General features: G+C 72.1%; 16 protein-coding genes. 11 read left to right on the top strand and 5 right to left on the bottom strand.

All coding sequences use genetic code 11. The features are described 5' to 3' along the window. Positions 1-3 precede the first annotated feature (3 nt). The 4 genes from TR49_RS05360 to TR49_RS05345 are packed head-to-tail and all read left to right on the top strand — an operon-like array spanning position 4 to position 4,581. Positions 4-1,545: a rhamnulokinase gene (locus TR49_RS05360; RefSeq protein WP_042377885.1), complete on the top strand. Its 1,542-nt coding sequence runs from the start codon at positions 4-6 to the stop codon at positions 1,543-1,545. A 41-nt stretch (positions 1,546-1,586) separates the two neighbouring features. Next, positions 1,587-2,363 carry a (Fe-S)-binding protein gene (locus TR49_RS05355; protein WP_042377611.1) on the top strand — a complete coding sequence of 259 codons (777 nt, stop codon included), beginning with the start codon at positions 1,587-1,589 and terminating at the stop codon, positions 2,361-2,363. Further along, positions 2,360-3,802, top strand: a complete 1,443-nt coding sequence (locus TR49_RS05350; protein WP_042377610.1) for a lactate utilization protein B — start codon at positions 2,360-2,362, stop codon at positions 3,800-3,802. Before TR49_RS05355 ends, TR49_RS05350 begins: the two co-directional genes overlap by 4 nt. Then, the gene (locus TR49_RS05345; RefSeq protein ID WP_236653228.1) at positions 3,799-4,581 is read left to right on the top strand and encodes a LutC/YkgG family protein; all 783 of its coding nucleotides are present in this window, start codon (positions 3,799-3,801) and stop codon (positions 4,579-4,581) included. The genes TR49_RS05350 and TR49_RS05345 overlap by 4 nt, the downstream gene beginning before the upstream one ends. Before the next feature lie 18 nt (positions 4,582-4,599). On the opposite strand, the gene TR49_RS05340 is transcribed toward TR49_RS05345, so the two are convergent. Genes TR49_RS05340 through TR49_RS05325 form a run of 4 tightly spaced genes read right to left on the bottom strand, consistent with a single transcriptional unit; the run spans position 4,600 to position 8,975 of the window. Next, positions 4,600-5,604: a 3-oxoacyl-ACP synthase III family protein gene (locus TR49_RS05340; RefSeq protein ID WP_042377608.1), complete on the bottom strand. Its 1,005-nt coding sequence runs from the start codon at positions 5,602-5,604 to the stop codon at positions 4,600-4,602. Then, positions 5,601-6,254, bottom strand: a complete 654-nt coding sequence (locus tag TR49_RS44885; RefSeq protein WP_042377607.1) for an SRPBCC family protein — start codon at positions 6,252-6,254, stop codon at positions 5,601-5,603. Before TR49_RS44885 ends, TR49_RS05340 begins: the two co-directional genes overlap by 4 nt. Further along, positions 6,226-7,959: a thiamine pyrophosphate-binding protein gene (locus TR49_RS05330; RefSeq protein WP_042377606.1), complete on the bottom strand. Its 1,734-nt coding sequence runs from the start codon at positions 7,957-7,959 to the stop codon at positions 6,226-6,228. The genes TR49_RS44885 and TR49_RS05330 overlap by 29 nt, the downstream gene beginning before the upstream one ends. Next, positions 7,956-8,975, bottom strand: a complete 1,020-nt coding sequence (locus TR49_RS05325) for a GlxA family transcriptional regulator (protein WP_201776149.1) — start codon at positions 8,973-8,975, stop codon at positions 7,956-7,958. Before TR49_RS05325 ends, TR49_RS05330 begins: the two co-directional genes overlap by 4 nt. Before the next feature lie 364 nt (positions 8,976-9,339). Here TR49_RS05325 and TR49_RS05320 point away from each other — a divergent pair, with 364 nt between their 5' ends. Both TR49_RS05320 and TR49_RS05315 read left to right on the top strand, forming a co-directional pair. Continuing rightward, on the top strand, positions 9,340-10,512 hold the full coding sequence (locus tag TR49_RS05320; protein ID WP_160311539.1) for a low temperature requirement protein A: 1,173 nt from the start codon (positions 9,340-9,342) through the stop codon (positions 10,510-10,512). Positions 10,513-10,693: 181 nt separating this feature from the next. After that, positions 10,694-11,395, top strand: a complete 702-nt coding sequence (locus TR49_RS05315; RefSeq protein WP_042377602.1) for a hypothetical protein — start codon at positions 10,694-10,696, stop codon at positions 11,393-11,395. Positions 11,396-11,515: 120 nt separating this feature from the next. Here the strand turns inward: TR49_RS05315 and TR49_RS05310 are convergent, their stop codons facing one another. Continuing rightward, positions 11,516-12,172 (bottom strand): DUF4360 domain-containing protein, encoded by a 657-nt coding sequence (locus TR49_RS05310; RefSeq protein WP_042377601.1) that lies wholly within the window; start codon positions 12,170-12,172, stop codon positions 11,516-11,518. Between the two features lie 324 nt (positions 12,173-12,496). Here TR49_RS05310 and TR49_RS05305 point away from each other — a divergent pair, with 324 nt between their 5' ends. The 5 genes from TR49_RS05305 to TR49_RS05290 all read left to right on the top strand — a co-directional run bounded on the left by TR49_RS05305 (position 12,497) and on the right by TR49_RS05290 (position 16,024). Then, positions 12,497-12,691 (top strand): hypothetical protein, encoded by a 195-nt coding sequence (locus TR49_RS05305; RefSeq protein WP_042377600.1) that lies wholly within the window; start codon positions 12,497-12,499, stop codon positions 12,689-12,691. A 163-nt stretch (positions 12,692-12,854) separates the two neighbouring features. Continuing rightward, a complete protein-coding gene (locus TR49_RS05300) occupies positions 12,855-13,352 on the top strand; it encodes a hypothetical protein (protein WP_152627077.1) in 498 nt (165 codons plus the stop codon). 237 nt (positions 13,353-13,589) lie between these two features. Continuing rightward, on the top strand, positions 13,590-13,745 hold the full coding sequence (locus tag TR49_RS43560) for a hypothetical protein (protein WP_160311538.1): 156 nt from the start codon (positions 13,590-13,592) through the stop codon (positions 13,743-13,745). A gap of 606 nt (positions 13,746-14,351) precedes the next feature. After that, entirely contained in the window at positions 14,352-14,600 is a 249-nt protein-coding gene (locus TR49_RS05295; RefSeq protein ID WP_042377595.1) for a hypothetical protein, read from the top strand. Further along, complete coding sequence (locus TR49_RS05290; RefSeq protein WP_042377593.1) at positions 14,582-16,024, top strand: hypothetical protein; 1,443 nt, start codon at positions 14,582-14,584, stop codon at positions 16,022-16,024. The genes TR49_RS05295 and TR49_RS05290 overlap by 19 nt, the downstream gene beginning before the upstream one ends. Positions 16,025-16,112 lie beyond the last annotated feature (88 nt).

Here is a 16,112-nt window from a genome sequence, read left to right as displayed (position 1 = left end):
GCCGTGTCCTCCACCGCCCCAGGCCCGCTCCCGGGCGGGACCCCGACGCCGCCGAGCGCGTTCGCCGCCGTGGACCTGGGCGCCACCAGCGGCCGCGTGGTCGTCGGTCATGTCACCCGCGAAAGCCTCACCCACGAGGTGGTGCACCGGTTCCCGAACACCCCGGTACTGCTGCCCGACGGGCTGCACTGGGACGTGCTCGGCCTGTACCGGGAGGTCCTGGCGGGGCTGCGGCAGGCGGCGCTGCGGCAGGCCACGCTGACGCCGCGCGGGACACCCCTGGCGTCGGTGGGCATCGACTCCTGGGCCGTCGACTACGGGCTTCTGGACGCCGACGGCACGCTGGTCGGCGCCCCGTTCCACTATCGCGACCGCCGCACCGAGGGCGCCGCCGAGGCGGTGTGGCGGCACGTCGACGCGGCGGAGCTGTACCGGGTCACGGGGCTGCAGCACCTTCCGTTCAACACCGTCTTCCAGCTCGCCGCCGCCCGGGAGAGCGCCGCCCTGGCCCGCGCCCGGCATCTGCTGCTCCTGCCGGACCTGCTCACCTACTGGCTCACCGGCAGCATCGGTGCAGAGGCCACCAACGCGTCGACCACCGGCCTCTTCGACGCCCGCGCGGGCGACTGGTCGCGGCGCCTCACCGGGGCGCTGGGCCTGGCCCCGTCGCTGCTGCCGCCGTTGCGCCCACCGGGCTCGTCCGCCGGGGAGCTGCTGCCGCACGTCCTGACGGAGATCGGGCTGTCCGGCGGGCGGCTGCCGGTGACTGCGGTCGCCTCGCACGACACCGCCTCGGCCGTCGCCGCCGTCCCCGCCCTGGACGGGACCGTCGCCTACATCTCCTGCGGCACCTGGTCGCTGGCCGGCCTGGAGCTGGAGCGGCCGGTGCTGACCGAAGCGGCTCGGCGTGCGAACTTCACGAACGAGCGGGGCGTCGACGGCACGATCCGCTTCCTGCGCAACATCATGGGCATGTGGCTGCTGGAGGAGTGCCGACGTGCCTGGGTCCGCGAGGACGGGACTGCGGCGCACGCCGACCACACGGACCTGGTCGCCCAGGCAGAGGCCGCGCCCGCGTTCGCCGCCGTGATCGACCCGGACGCCCCGGACTTCGCCGCTCCCGGGGACATGCCCGCCCGGATCGCCGCCTTCTGCCGCCGCACCGGTCAGCAGCCGCCGCGGTCACGCGGGTCGGTGGTCCGCACCATCCTGGAGGCGCTGGCGCTGGCCCACGCCCGCACCCTCACCGAGGCCGCGGAACTGACCGGCCGGGAGCTCCGCACGGTGCACCTGGTCGGCGGCGGCGCCCGCAACGGGCTGCTGTGCCGGCTGACCGCCGACGCGCTGGGCCTGCCGGTGGTGGCCGGGCCGGTGGAGGCCACGGCGCTCGGGAACATCCTGGTCCAGGCCCGCGCGCACGGCGTCCTCGAATCCCGTCAGGATCTGCGTCGGCTCGTCGCGGACACGCAGCCGCTGCGTCGTTACGATCCCAGCGGGTCACCGAAACCCTGGCAGGCTGCCGCCGCCCGGCTGGGGCTGACGTGAGTGCCGCCCTCGACCGAGAGACCGTCAGGAGGACCGCCGCCGTGCGAGTCGCCTTGTTCGCCACGTGCGTCAACGACGCCGTGCTGCCCCGCGCCGCGATCGCGACCGTGCGGCTGCTGCAACGGCTGGGCGTGGAGGTGGACTTCCCCGAACAGCAGAGCTGCTGTGGGCAGCCGCAGTACAACACCGGTTACCGGCGGCAGGCGGAACCGCTGGTGCGGCGCATGGCTCGGGCGTTCGACGGCTACGAGTACGTGGTGACACCGTCCGGCTCCTGCGTGGCGATGGTCCGCGACAACTACCCACGCATCGGCGCGAAGGCCCGCGCGGAGGGCCGCGGTGAGGAGTTGGCGGCCGCGGCGGCCTCCCTGACGCCGCGGGTGCTGGAACTGACGGAGTTCCTCGTCGATGTGCTCGGCGTGACGGACGTGGGCGCGTACTTCCCGCACACGGTGACCTACCACCCGTCCTGCCACGGCTTGCGCGTGCTGGGGCTGGGCACCCGCCCACTGGCGCTGCTGCGGGCGGTCGAGGGCCTGGAGCTGGTCGAGCTGCCGGGCGCGGAGGAGTGCTGCGGCTTCGGCGGCACCTTCGCGGTCAAGAACCCCGACGTGTCCACCGCCATGGGCGCCGACAAGATCGCCCACGCCCGCTCCACCGGCGCCGAGGTGCTGTGCGGCGCGGACAACTCCTGCCTGCTGCACCTGGACGGCATGCTGCGACGGCAGAGCCGGGGCCGCGGGGACGCGCCCTTGCGGACCGTGCACCTCGCCGAGATCCTCGCCCCCACCGAGGCCGACCCCTGGAGCGTGGCATGAGCGGCCGCACCTACCTCGGCATGCCCGCCTTCCCCGTGGAGGCGAAGGCGTCCACCAAGGACGAGCGGCTACGCGCGAACCTGCGCCACGCCACCCACACCATCCGCGACAAACGCGCCCGCGCGGTGGGCGAGCTGGACGACTGGGCGCTCCTGCGGGAGGCGGGCAAGCGCATCAAGGACCACACCCTGCGGCATCTGGACACCTACCTGCTCCAGTTGGAGGACCGCGTCACCGCGGCCGGCGGCACCGTCCACTGGGCCGCCGACGCCGCCGAGGCCAACCGGATCGTCGCGTCGCTGGTGCACGCCACGGGCGAGACCGAGGTCGTCAAGGTCAAGTCGATGGCCACGCAGGAGATCGGCCTCAACGAGGCCCTCGCGGCGGAGGGCGTCAACGCCTACGAGACCGACCTGGCCGAGCTCATCGTCCAGCTCGGCGACGACCTGCCCTCCCACATCCTGGTCCCCGCGATCCACCGCAACCGCGGCGAGATCCGGGACATCTTCCGTGCGCAGATGGGTCGCTGGGGCCGCCCGGCGCCGGAGGGGCTGACCGACCGCCCGGCCGATCTGGCGGAGGCGGCCCGGCTGCACCTGCGGGAGAAGTTCCTGCGCGCCAAAGTGGGCGTCTCCGGCGCCAACTTCATGATCGCCGAGACCGGAACGCTGGTGGTGGTCGAGTCCGAGGGCAACGGCCGGATGTGCCTCACCCTCCCCGAGACCCTGATCTCCGTGGTCGGCATCGAGAAGGTCCTGCCCAGCTGGCAGGACCTGGAGGTGTTCCTGCAGCTCCTCCCCCGCTCCTCGACGGCCGAGCGGATGAACCCCTACACCACGATGTGGACGGGCACCACGGCGGGCGACGGGCCCCGCGACTTCCATCTCGTGCTGCTCGACAACGGCCGCACCGCCACGCTCGCCGACGAGGTGGGACGGCAGGTGCTGCGCTGCATCCGCTGCTCCGCGTGCCTCAACGTCTGCCCCGTCTACGAACGGGCCGGTGGCCACGCCTACGGGTCCCCCTACCCCGGGCCCATCGGCGCCGTGCTCATGCCCCAACTGCGCGGCACCACCAGCGAGGTCGACGCCTCGCTCCCGTTCGCCTCGTCGCTGTGCGGGGCCTGCTACGACGTCTGCCCCGTCGCCATCGACATCCCCGAGGTCCTCGTCCACCTGCGCGAACAGGTCGCAGCCCAGCCCGGCCACGGCGCGGAGCGGGCCGCGATGAAGGCGGCAGCATGGCTCTTCGACCACCCCGCCGCGCTGGCCGCCGCCGAGCGCGCGGCCTCCGCCACCCGCGCCGTGCACCCCCGCACTCTGCCGCTTCGCCCGGCCAAGGCCTGGACCGACAGCCGCGACCTGCCCGAGCTGCCTGCCGCGCCCTTTCGCGCCTGGTGGAAGCAGCACCGCACGACCCGTCAGGAGCCCGCAGAGTGAGCAGCCGCGACGCCGTCCTCGCCCGTATCCGTGCCGCGCTCGCCGACGCGCCCGAGCCGGATCCGGTCGTGCGCGACTACCGCACCGCCCACGTCCCGGGCGCAGACGTCCCGGTCGGACACGTCCCGGGCGCAGACGTCCCAGTCGGACACGTCCCGGGCGCAGACGTCCCAGTCGGACACGTCCCGGGCGCAGACGCGTCGACCGGGCATGTCCCGGCGGGCCGGCATGTCCCTGCTGCGCATGTCCCGGACGAGCACGTCGCCGTCATCGATCTGCTGGCCGAAAACCTCGCCGACTACCGCGCCCACGTGCACCGCTGCACCGAGGCCGCGCTCCCGGCCCTCCTCGCCCGGCTGCTGGCCGAGCACGGCTCCCGTAGCGTCGCCGTGCCGCCGGGCCTGCCGCACGGCTGGCTCGCCGAGACGGGCGAGGTGCGGCAACACCCGGACGAGCCGCCGCTGACGGCGCGTGAACTCGACGGGATCGACAGTGTCGTCACCACCTGCCGCCTGGCCGTCGCCGAGACCGGCACCCTCGTCCTCGACGCCGGCCCGGGCCAGGGACGCCGCGCTCTCACCCTCGTCCCCGACCACCACATCTGCGTCGTCCGCACCGCCGACCAGGTCGTCGCGTCCCTGCCTCAGGCCCTTCCCCGGCTCGACCCGGCCCGCCCGCTCACCTGGATCTCCGGGCCGTCCGCGACCAGCGACATCGAACTCGACCGGGTGGAGGGCGTCCACGGCCCCCGCACCCTCGACGTCGTGCTGCTGGAATGACCGACAGGCCGCGGCTCCTCAGAACCGCACGGCCGCAGCCGCGGCGAAGTCTCCGGCGTGGGCGAAGCCGGCCAGGACGACCAGGTCGCCGGGGCTGATCCGTCCTGAGCGAAGGGACTGGTCGAGCGTGACCGGGATCGCCGCCCCGAAGAGGTTGCCGCAGGTGTCGAACGTGTCGGGGTGGCGGTGCGCGGGCACGCCAACGGCCTCACGCCAGTTCTGCAGGAAGGCCCGGTTCGGCTGGTTGGTGATCAGCGCGTCGATCCCGTCCGTGGGGACGCCGAGTCGGCCGCACAGCTCGCCGATCACCTGGGGCACCAGCCGGTTGCCGCGCTCCATGACCTGGGTGACGCCCTTCTCGGTGAAGCCGATCCGGAGCTGGGAGGTTCCCGGCTCCCAGTACCTGCGTCCGTCCTCCAGTTCGGCGACCATGTCGCCTCCGTACTCCGGGAGATGGCGCGTCACGACGCCCAGCACCGGCCGCTCGGCCGAGGTGGTCAGGTAGCCGACTCCGCAGCCGTCCCCGGGGATGGCCGCCTGGGCCAGGCCCCGCACCTCGGACTGGGTGAACAGTTGCCCGGCGGCGCTCTGCGCGTTGCAGATCAGTGCCGTGCGGGCGTCCGTGCTGGTGAGGAGGGTGCGGGCCAGCTCCAGCATCTGGACGAACGAGGCACAGCCCGCATTGGCCACGTCGATCAGCCAGCGCGGCCGGAGGCCGAGGCGCCTGGCGACCTCGGTGCCCGCGCCGACGAACGGGGTGTCGGGCAGTTGGCTGTGCACGAGCAGGACGTCGACCGACCGGATCTCCCTTCGCCCGTGGCGTTCGATCAGCGGCTGTACCGCGGACTCCACCAGGTCGACGTTGGTCTGGCCCGGGGCCACGTGGTGGCGCATGGCCGGGACCCGGAACATCGGGCTGTGGCGCAGCTTGTCCTCCGCGCCGGGGTACCGGGTGTAGTACTCGGCCGGTACCCCGGCGCCCGGAAGGTACCCGGCGACGTCCGTCAGGCTGACCGTGGTCACTGGGCCTCCGCGGCGCGCGGCGCGGAGGAGACCGGCTGCCCGGTGCGGTGCCGGTGTTCCAGGATGGCTTTGAGATTGGCCAGTTCCACGGTGTGGCCGGCGTAGAAGAGGGGCCAGTAGTCGCCGACCCACGGTCGGTCGGGGCGGGGCGCGAGTTCGGGGTGCGGGTTGCGGTCGTAGTACGGGTGGCGGCAGTTGGTCCAGGTGATCACCGACCCCGGCCGGTTCAGCACCACCTGGGCCGGGATGACGCGCATGAGGTAGACCATCCACAGTTCTTCGCCCTGGTCCCAGGCGCAGTGGTAGTCCACCGTCCGGGCCTGGGGGGCGGCCTCGACCCGGCAGTAGATCGGGGTGTCCTGCTCCAGCAGGTCGCTGCCGACCCACAGGCCGGGAGAGCCCGTCGGCCGGAAGCCGCGCAGGCTGAACGTCCATTCCTCCAGGTGGTGGCCTTGGCGCAGGTAGTCGTACACGTCGTCGGGAGGGCAGTCGACGTGGGTCTGGATGGTGCAGTACTGCCCGTGGACCTCCTGGTGCGTGTAGGAGGGCTTGGTCAGCTCGGAGCAGAGTGAGAGCAGTTGCTCCTGGTCGGTGTGCTCCACCCGGATCAGGCCGGGGATCTCAGCCAGCGTGGGCGTGTGCGTGGCCATGGGGGCTCTCCTGGTGCTGGGGGTCGAGGGTGTGGTCGAGGGTGTGGAGGAAGGGCAGGAACGGAGGCAGCTCGGCGGGGTCGAGGTCGACGGCGACGAAGGCCGGTCCTGCGCCGCTGTTGGCGCGCAGCAGGGCCTGGTGCAGCCGGTCCGGGTCGGTGGCCCGGGTGACGCGCAGGGTGGGGAACATGGCCGCCATGCCGGCGGCGAGGTCGGCGGGGTGGAAGAGGTTGCTCGGGTGCGGGCCGCCGAGGAAGAGCCGCTCGCGTGTGGCGCACATGGCGTGCGCGTTGTTGTTGAAGATCACGAACGTCACCGGAGCCCGCTGCTCCAGCGCGGTGTGGATCTCCATCCCGTGCATGAAGAACGAGCCGTCACCGGCCAGCACGTAGGTGCGTTTTCCGGTGCCCAGCGCCGCGCCGATCCCGGCGCCGAACGTGTACCCCATGCCCCCCATGCCGACGGCGACCACGAACCGGCCGTGCGTCGGCGCCGGCAGTCGGTGGATCACGCTGGCACCGGCGTTGCCGGCGTCCACGAAGACATGAGCGTCGGACGGCAGCGCGGCCTCGACGGCGGCGACAGCCGCCGCGTGGCCGAGGACGCCCGAGCGCGCCGCGGAACGGGGTGGCGGGGTGGGTGTCGGCACCGGCCCGGCGTGCTGCGGGGCCGACCGCGGCGGGCCGAGCCGACCGGCCAGCGCGCGCAGCGCTTCACGGACCGGGCCGAGCACCGCGAGCGCGGGGACGTACGCGGGCTCGGGATCGACGCAGACCACCGGGACGGCGGCCAGCGCCTCGTCCAGCCCCGCCCGGGCGAGGTCCGGTAACCGCGTACCCACCAGCAGACAGGCGTCCGCCTGCCGGAGGCACTGCTGCACGTTGCGGTGGCCCATGACGCCGGCGACGCCCGCGAACCGATGGTCGTCGTTGCGGAAGACGTCCTTGGCGTCGGGGCTGACCGCGACCCAGGCCCCCAACCGCGTTGCCACTTCGGCCAGCTCCGCCCGGGCGTCGGCAGCGGCGACGCCCTCACCCGCGATCACCAGCACACGCCGGGCACGGCGCAGCAGATCCGCAGCCTGCTCCAGCCGGGACGGTTCCGGCAGCCGGTCCGCAACGGCTGCGCCGGGAGCGTCCTTGGCAAGCGGCGACACCCGGCGGGGCGCGACCGGGGCACGCTGGACGTCCTTCGGCAGCAGCAGGACCGCGGGTCCCCGTACCGGACCGCAGGCCGCAGCTACTGACTCCGCCAGCAGCTCCGGGATCGCCTCCGGGGACTCGACCCGCGCGCAGAAACGGCTCACCGGCGCGAACAGCTCCTTCGCGGCGAAGGATCCGGCCTTGCCGCTGGTGTCCTGGAACGCCCCCCGCCCCTCGGCGGTGGTGGGCGGCTGCCCGACAAGCGCGAGCAGCGGCACACGCGAGGCGTACGCTTCCGCCAGCCCCGGCACCAGGTTGACCGCACCGCCACCCGAGGTGGCCGTGACCACCCCGAGCCGCCCGGTGGTCCGGGCGTAACCGTCGGCCATGGTGGCCGCCGAGAACTCGTGCTTGCACACCACGGCCCGGACACGTCCGCCGACGGTGTGCAGGGCCGCGTAGAAGTCCTCGATGTTCGCGCCGCCGACCCCGAACACATGGCTCACCCCGAGCCGGGCCAGTTCTCCGGCGAGGTAGTCGACCAGCCGCATCCTGACGGTCATCCCACCCTCCCCTCGGCCGCTCCGGACGGCACCATCAGCCCGGCGGGAGACAGGGCCTGGAAACGGTGGCGGTATTCGCCCGGGGTCAGCTCCAGGGCACGGCCGAACGAGCGGAAGAACGTCTCCGGTGCGCCGAAGCCGCAACGGTGGGCGATCTGCGTGACCGGCAGGTCGGTGCTCTCCAGCAGCGTGCGGGCCCGGGCGATCCGCAGCTGCTCGATGTACTGACCGGGCGGCACGCCGACCTCGCGCCGGAACACCCGGGCGAAGTTCCGCAGGCTCATGTTGGCGCGCTCGGCCAGCTGGGGCAGCGGCAGCGGCCTCTCGAGGTTCTGCGAGATCCACTCCTGCGCCGTGCGGATCGGCGGCCGGTCGGCCAACTGCGTCTCCAGGATCGAACTGAACTGCGACTGCCCGCCGTTGCGCTTGAAGAACAGCACCAGGAAGCGCGCCAGCTCGAGCGCGAACGCGGCACCGTGGTCCGCCTCCACCAGGGCGAGGGCCATGTCGATCCCGGCCGCCACCCCTGCGGAGGTCACGAACCGCCCGTCCCAGACGAAGATCGGTTCGGACTCCACCGCCACCTCCGGGTACCGTCGGGCCAGCTCCGCGCAGAACGCCCAGTGCGTGGTGGCGCGCCGTCCCTGCAGCAGCCCTGCCTCGGCCAACAGGAACGCCCCGCCGCACACCGAGACGACCCGCCGGGCCCTCCCTGCGGCCCGGCCGATCCAGGACACCAACTCCCCTCGACCGAGGGCCTCCTTGAGACTCCACCCACCGGGCACGAGCAGGGTGTCGATCGGCCCCTCCCCCGCCTCCGGAGGGTCCGCCTCGACCACCATGCCCGCACAGGTCCGCACCCGCGGGGCGTCAGGTGACACGAACCCGATCCGGTAGCCGAGGTCCAGACCGTCGGCCAGCAGGCGGTTGACCGTGTCGAACACCTCGACCGGCCCTGCGATGTCGAGAGCCTGGACCCCCGAATAGATGACCACTACAACACGTCGCTGAGGCACCGTCACAGCGTGTATCGACGGTCTCGTTGGCAGCAATGACGACTTAGTGGCGAATCAGGCCATGCCGACCCCCGAGTACCGCTCTGAGCTGGGCAGACGGCGATCTCTTCCCCCGACTGTGAAAAATGTCATGTCCACACTCAGCAGATGGGCGGAGCCGCGCGTGACGGTCGTGCCCGGCCCGAGCTCGGCGACCGCCTGTGTGAACCGACAGCGTGTCAGTTCCGAAGCGTCCGAGCGCCCTGGACCGCGTGCTCCACAGTGGACACGAAGCAGCCCCCTGCCGAAACCCGTACGAGCGGAGACCCGTCATGGAAGACAGTCGCACCGCTGCCCGCAGCCGCCGGACGGCCGTCCGGTACGGATGAGTAGCTCGCTCGGGTCCGACGTGGCAGAGGAGGCGCAGCGGGCCGACTGGTTCGAGCTCTTCTTCGACCTGGTCTTCGTCGTGATCGTGAGCGTGCTGTCCACCGGGCTGCACGGCGACCCCGGCCCGGCGGCCTTCGGCACGTTCCTGGTGCTCTTCTTCCCGGCCTGGTGGGCGTGGGTCAACCTGATGCTGACCGTGAACATGTTCGGATCGGCCGGCCCCCGCATCCAGACGATGCTGGTCGCCGCGATGCCCGGCCTCGGGTTGATGGCGGCCGCCGGGCCGGCCGGGCTCGGCAGCCGGGCCTGGGCGTACGCGCTCGGAGCGGCGTGGGTGCGGCTGGTGTACTTCCTGCTCTGGTGGGGCCGCGTGCGCAGCCGCGCGGTGCCCGTCCCATTGTGGCGGCCGGTGCTCTACGGGCTGGTCACAGCGGGACTGTGGGCCGCTTCGGCCGCACTGCCCAACCCCGAGCGGTTCGTGCTGTGGGGTGTGGCGATCGGCCTGGAGGTGGTGCTGCTGGTGGTCCGCGGCGAGGCGGAGCGCGCGCTGGTGCACGGGCTGCTATCGGTCGAGCACATGGTCGAACGGATCGGCGGATTCGTGGTGATCGTGCTCGGCGAGAGCGTTTTCACCATCGTGGTGACCCTGGCCGCGCACTTCACCGAAGGCTCGGCCCTGGCCGCGCTGCTGGGCTTCCTGGTGGTCGCCCAGCTCGGCGCGGTGTTCTTCGTCTGGGGCACTTCCTCGGCGGTCCGCGGCCTGTCCCGGGCCCAGCTCGGGGGCGCACTGGAGGCGATCCGCGACAGCGTGATGTACCTGCCGTTCCTTCTGGTCACCGGCATCACCGCACTCGCCGCCGCGCTCGGCACGGCCGTCGCCGCCCCCGGACACGTGCTCCCGACCGGCGCCTGCTGGGCGCTGTGCGGAGGAGTGCTCGCCTTCTACAGCGCCAACGCCGCGATCTCACTGCGCTACGGCGACCAGGCGCGGACCGTGCTGGGCTGGTACCTGCCGTGCCTCCCGCTCGTCCTCGGCGCTCTTCTCCCCGCCGCGCTGGCCTGGCCGGCCTGGGCGGCGGTGGCCGTCGCCGCCGGCCTGGTGCTGGGGCTGACCGAACTGGTCAAGCTGCGCAGAGCCAAGGCCGCCAAGCGCGCGGCGCCGGGTTGAACCCGGGGGTGAAGGGCGGCCGGGCGGTCCGGCACACGTCCCGGCTACGTGTGCATCTGCGTGTTTCCCCCGATGCGGGTGCCCCGGCCGTCCGGGAGGATCACCGGCAGCACCCGCCCACCGCCCGGTCGGCGCATGACGGGCTGCGTACCACCGGTGACAGCACGAGGGGGACGACCGGATGGAACGATCACGGGGAGATGCCGGGTTCCTGCAGGCCGGCGAGGACGGGGGACCGGACGGGGACGCCGACGGGGCCGCGTTCCCGGACTGGGTGCTGGTGCGCCCGGACAGCAGGGCCCTGGTGGCCCCGCTGCTCCGGAGCGCGCCGGTGATCGCCATCGGCACGCTGCGGATGGGCCTGCTCCTGGCCCGGGGACGTGGCACCTCGCCAGGGGAGGGCCTGTTCGGCCTGGTGGCCGGGCTCGTCCTGGTCGCACTGCCGCTGTTGTGGGTCGTCCTCTACATCGGCATGCGCTGGGCGAACGCCGGCATCCGTCTGGAGGACGGGGAGCTGACGGTCCGCAACGTGTGGGGACGCTGCGTCCTGCGCTCCCAGCTGAGCGCCCTGACCGGGCTCCACACCGTCGCCCTGCCGTACCAGGGACCGAGCCGCCACCGGGTCGTGGTCACGTCCACGGCCGGGAAGCCGCTGCTCATCGATCCGCGTCTGTGGGACGCGGCATCGCTCAAGGAGCTGTGGGGCGCCCTCGGCGTGCCGTTCACCGAACAGGGCTCGCTGGGCTGGAAGGGACTGCTGCAGCGGTTCCCCGGGGTCAAGGTGGCGTGGCGGCACCTTCATGAGGTGCTGTTCGCAGTGGTGGTGACGATTGCGGGGATCGCGTACATCGCGGTCATGGTCAACCTCTCCTACCTGGTGTGACCGGTCGACCGCACGAGCCCTCGGGGATCGCGGCCGGCCCCAGGGGGGATGGGGCCGGCCGCGTCGGCCGGCACGGGTGAGGCGGGGGGTGCCTCGCGCGGTGTCGGCCGAGTCGGGGGGTCAGCCCGTGGGGCACTGCTCCCACGCGAGGTGGTAGATCGTGGTCAGGCTGCCGTCGGTCGAGTCCATCGTCATGAAGCTGGTCTGGCCCGGCGACTGGGAACCGGGCCGCACCAGCAGCTGCGTGTTGATGTTCAGGTCACGGATCTCGCCGCAGGGGGCCCAGACCAGTGAGGCCACCGAGGCCGTGTCGGTGGCCTGCCAGTCGTCCGACATGGCCCCGTTGAACGTGTGACTGAGGCTGCCTGTCTGCGCCTGGCCCTGGAAGTAGTAGTTCGCCGTCTCGATGCCGCTCGCCCCCGGCGCGAGGTAGGCGTAGCCGCGGTAGTCCGCTTCGGCGATGGCGTAGGTGAAGCCCTGCGGAGCGTTGATCTGGACGGTGAGCTGACAGTTCTTCCGGAAGTCGGTGGGCACGGAGTTGCCACCGGCCTGGGCGAGGTAGTTGCTGTAGGTGACGGTGAAGGCCGTCTCGTCGGGCGAGACCGTGGTCGCCGCGGTCCCGGCCGGGCAGCCGGAGCCGTTGGCGCTCACCAGTCCGATGGTGAAGCCGCCGGGCGGGGGCGCTTGTCGGCCTGAGGCGTGGGCCGCGGTGCCGGACACCATGGAGCCGGCGAGCAGTGCGGTGGCGACGGCAGCCTTCGCGATGGAGCGGATCATGGAACTTCCTCTCGCCGTAGGGACGATCGACGGAGTTGTCATGTACCGATCAGAGCTCAAGCTAGCGCAATCCACAGCTTCTGAACAGCAAGCGCACAGCACCAGGTACGGCCGCCTCCTGCATACCGCCGAAGTGGGCTCGATTGGCCCCACCATTGGCCGTTCGACGGGCGCGGCCACGCCGTCCTCTGCTCCGACGCGAACGGGTACGACCGCCGGCGCGACCGAGGCCGAGGCACGGACGGGCTCGGCGCGAGGGAACTGCGGTCCTCGGGATGTCGTCCAGCTGAGAGGATTCACCCGCCCGCTTGAGAGGAAGCAATCTTGATCCGTCGCATCGCCCTGGCCGTCGCGCTCACCCTCACCACCTCGGTCGGCGTCGCGGCCTGCAACAACAGCCCGGCCTGCGCGGCCACGACGCTGGCACCGAGCCGGAGCCATCACCACCACAGCAGCCACTCTTCTCACAGCAGCGGGATCACGCACAGCCACACCCTGCACAACTCCGGCAGTTGCTGAGGTCATGGCCGGCCCGCTGTCAGGGCAGTGATCGTCGACACGCGCCGTTCGACGGTGCAGGACGGAAACGGGGGACGACATGGTGAGGGGCAGTGACGGGGGCACAGCCGGCGCGGGGGCGTCACGACGCCGAGCGCGCAGGCTCGCCACGCTAGCGGCGTCGGTGGCATTGGCGCTGTTCGGGACATGGGCCCTTCCTGCGGGATGGCGGCAGGTCGCAAACGCCTTCGCCGGACCGGACGCGTCCGCACCGTCCTGTTCCTGGCCCGCCCGGATCGAGCACGCGGACGCGGACCAGGCCGGACTGATCCGTTGTTACCTGCGTGCGCTCGCCGACCACAGCGACAGCGAGCTCCGTGCGGTGGTTCCGGCTGCGGACAACGCCGGGCCCGCCGGGTTCTCCGCCGTCGACTTCACCCACAGCGCCGATGCGGCCGACGGAGTCGCCACCGTCACGCTGGCGGCCAACCCCTCGGACAGCGCCGACGCGGAGGTGACAATCCGTTATGCCGACGGCGCGCGCGATGCGCTGGAGATCCACCTGGCGAACCCCGGGTCGACCCACTCCTGGCGGTTGGGGAACATCGGCACCTTCCCGAGCGACCCGTCGGCACCCTCGCCCGTGGCACCGCCCACGACCGGAGCCTCCCCGGCCGGGTGACCAGGCGTTCCCCCGGGGCAGCCAGGCACGATCCGTGGGGGCGAGCATCGGGCCGCACCCCGCGAAAGGACGCCACAGCCAAGCGTCAGGCTTGGATCACCAGGCAGACGTGCCAATGTGACCACTAAATAAAAGACAGCGTCCATGCCTTGGTGCTACAATCGTAGCCATAAGGGCCTCCGGGCTTGGCATCACAAGGATGCCGACGGATCGCCCGGCCACCGAGGGGGAACTGTCATGACCTACCAGCTCGAAGCCGCGACACAGGCGACGATCGACCAGCGCCTGCGTGAGGCGAAGCAGCTCCGCCTCGCCCGCGCCGCCCAGCTCACCAACCGCGCCGAGCGCGCCGAACGGCGTGCCCGGCAGGCTCTGACCCGCCTGCACGCATGACGTCGCCCCGGAGACGGGCCGCCACCACACCACGGTGACGGCCCGTCTTCGCGTTCCGGCACCACTTCATGCCGGTCGGAGCGGGCGCGCCGAACCCCGACCCCGCGCCGACCGCCTCTCAGCGCGTCGACCACGCTGGGCAGTCGACCCTGTGCGTCGCGATCACGAAGACCGTCTGCCCCACCCGTTCCCGATGGCGCTCGACCGGACAGCAGGACGGCTCGGTGGGCCTCGACGCCTGCGGGACCACGGCCGCCTGCGCCACCGGGACCGCGGCCCGTGCTGCTGCCGGCCTGCCCGTCCCTGCCAGCGCGTGGAACAGAGCCTCCCGACGCTTCTCGAGGCTTCGGGCGGCACGGCGGCGACGTCTTCCCATACCGACATGGTCCGCCCGCCGAGGCCGGACAGGCCCCTACGACACCCCGCCTGACGGCGAACAGGACTGCTTCGTACTGACGGCCACATGTTCGGGCCCGCCGGCGGCGGTGGAAGTGGACGGTGTCGGACCGTCATGGACAGCCACGGCCTCCTGACTGGTCTGGAAGGTGGACGGTGCCAAAAAGCAGTCTGGCTTCAGCATTCCTCGCGACGTTACGGAGAGGTTCGATGGAGGAGCTGATGTTTCCCGGCGATGTCCAGTTCTGGTACGAGACCCTGCGCTCGCTCGGTCATATCGCCTACGGAGGTGCGGATTTCGGCGAGGCAGGCCCCGCTTTCGCCGCCGATTCGCTGCACATCAACGTGCAGGAGGACAACCTGACGCTGCCGAAGGCCGTCAACGGCAACGCCGTCCTCAAGACTCTGCACATCAACGTCGCCCACGACCTCCAGGGCACGTGCCGAGCGCCACGCTGACCATCGACGTCAGCGGTCTGACCGGGGTCGCGGACGTGGTCTGGCCCAGCGCCTGCACGCACACCGGCACTGTGGGAACCTGCACGATCACCCATGTCTGGACGCTCGGCGACCCCGGTCAGCCGGTCTACCTGGGGCTCGGACTGAAGGCCGCCCCGAGCGCCAAGGACGGCGCCTCGGGAACCGTGGACCTCAAGGCCACGGCACCGGGGCTGAGCTCGTACGAGGTGCCGCAGACCATCTCTGTCGGCTCCGGGCCGGACCTGACGGTCCAGCAGCTTCCCGAGCTGAACCACGTGAAGGTCGGCTCCACGGTGACCGCTCCGATCCACTGGAGCAACACGGGCAACGAGACCGCGCCGTCGACGGTGATCACGCTGAGCACCATGGCCGGACTCGACTTCCAGCAGCACTTCAGCAACTGCAAGTACGGCAAGCCCACCGGTTCCCTGAACAACGTCACGGCGGTGTGCACGATCAACACCCCGCTGGCGCCGGGCCATGCCCTGCGGCTGGCGCAGGACATCAAGCTCAGCGTGACCCGCCAGGCCTGGTACGCGCTCATGTCGGTCGACGTCATGCCGCCCGGCGCGCAGGCCAACGCCGCCCTCGCGCACCTGAGCGACGCCACGCCGGGCACCGGGCCCGAGCTGACGGCGGTCGACGCCACCACCGCGACGACCGGCACCCACGCCAAGGTCGTGGACATCAACCCGAACGACGCCTACACGGAGCTGGACATCCACGCCGACAACACCGCGCACTACTCCGCGGTCGGCGGCAGCGCGAACGGCGCGCAGGGGAAGACGGTCCCCGTCACCGTCGGGATGCGCAACAACGGCCCGGCCGCGATCTTCGACCGGAGCGGCGGCGAGGCGACGGACTCCCTGCGGGTCGACTTCCCGGCCGGCACCACGGTGACCACCGTCCCCAACGGCTGCGAGGTGGACACCCGTCGCCACGGGGTCGCGGGCCACGGCCCCTACGAGTGCAACGCCAGCTACGCCCAGATGCCGGGCTACCAGGTGCTCTACACCTTCCGGGTGCACCTGGACACGAAGCTGACCGATGCGCGTGGCACCGCGGCGCTCACCAACATGGCCGCCGACATGACCGGGAAGCCGGCCACCTTCCCGTGGGACAACAGCACGGCGGGCTACGTGGCGCCGATCGTCTTCAACGGCCCGGCCCAGCAGACTTCCCCGAGCGCGACGCCTTCGGCCACGGCTTCCCCGTCGACCGGATCCGGCGGGACGGGCGGCACGGGCGGCGCGAGCGGCACCGGTGGCTCGGGTGGAGGGCTGGCCCACACCGGTGGCGGAGCGCTCGCCGTGCCCCTGAGCCTTGGCGGCGCTGCCGCGGTGGGTCTGGGCTCGGCCGTGGTCATGATCACCCGGCGTCGCGCACGGGCGCAGCACATCTGATCGCAACGCCCAGTGCCGCCGGACCCCAGAGGCCCGGCGGCACAGCGGTGTGCGGGGGCGCCCCACGAGCAGCGAGCGCGACCTCGCG

The sequence above is a fragment of the Streptacidiphilus melanogenes genome (assembly GCF_000787835.1).
Lineage (GTDB): Bacteria > Actinomycetota > Actinomycetes > Streptomycetales > Streptomycetaceae > Streptacidiphilus > Streptacidiphilus melanogenes.
This window is presented reverse-complemented; position numbering and strand designations above follow the sequence as displayed.

Coding starts and splice junctions, on each gene's coding strand:
- TR49_RS05295 (WP_042377595.1), top strand. CDS start 14,352: ATGGAGGAGCTGATGTTTCCCGGCGATGTCCAGTTCTGGTACGAGACC.
- TR49_RS43560 (WP_160311538.1), top strand. CDS start 13,590: ATGACCTACCAGCTCGAAGCCGCGACACAGGCGACGATCGACCAGCGC.
- TR49_RS05315 (WP_042377602.1), top strand. CDS start 10,694: ATGGAACGATCACGGGGAGATGCCGGGTTCCTGCAGGCCGGCGAGGAC.
- TR49_RS44885 (WP_042377607.1), bottom strand. CDS start 6,254: ATGGCCACGCACACGCCCACGCTGGCTGAGATCCCCGGCCTGATCCGG.
- TR49_RS05330 (WP_042377606.1), bottom strand. CDS start 7,959: ATGACCGTCAGGATGCGGCTGGTCGACTACCTCGCCGGAGAACTGGCC.
- TR49_RS05310 (WP_042377601.1), bottom strand. CDS start 12,172: ATGATCCGCTCCATCGCGAAGGCTGCCGTCGCCACCGCACTGCTCGCC.
- TR49_RS05350 (WP_042377610.1), top strand. CDS start 2,360: ATGAGCGGCCGCACCTACCTCGGCATGCCCGCCTTCCCCGTGGAGGCG.
- TR49_RS05320 (WP_160311539.1), top strand. CDS start 9,340: ATGAGTAGCTCGCTCGGGTCCGACGTGGCAGAGGAGGCGCAGCGGGCC.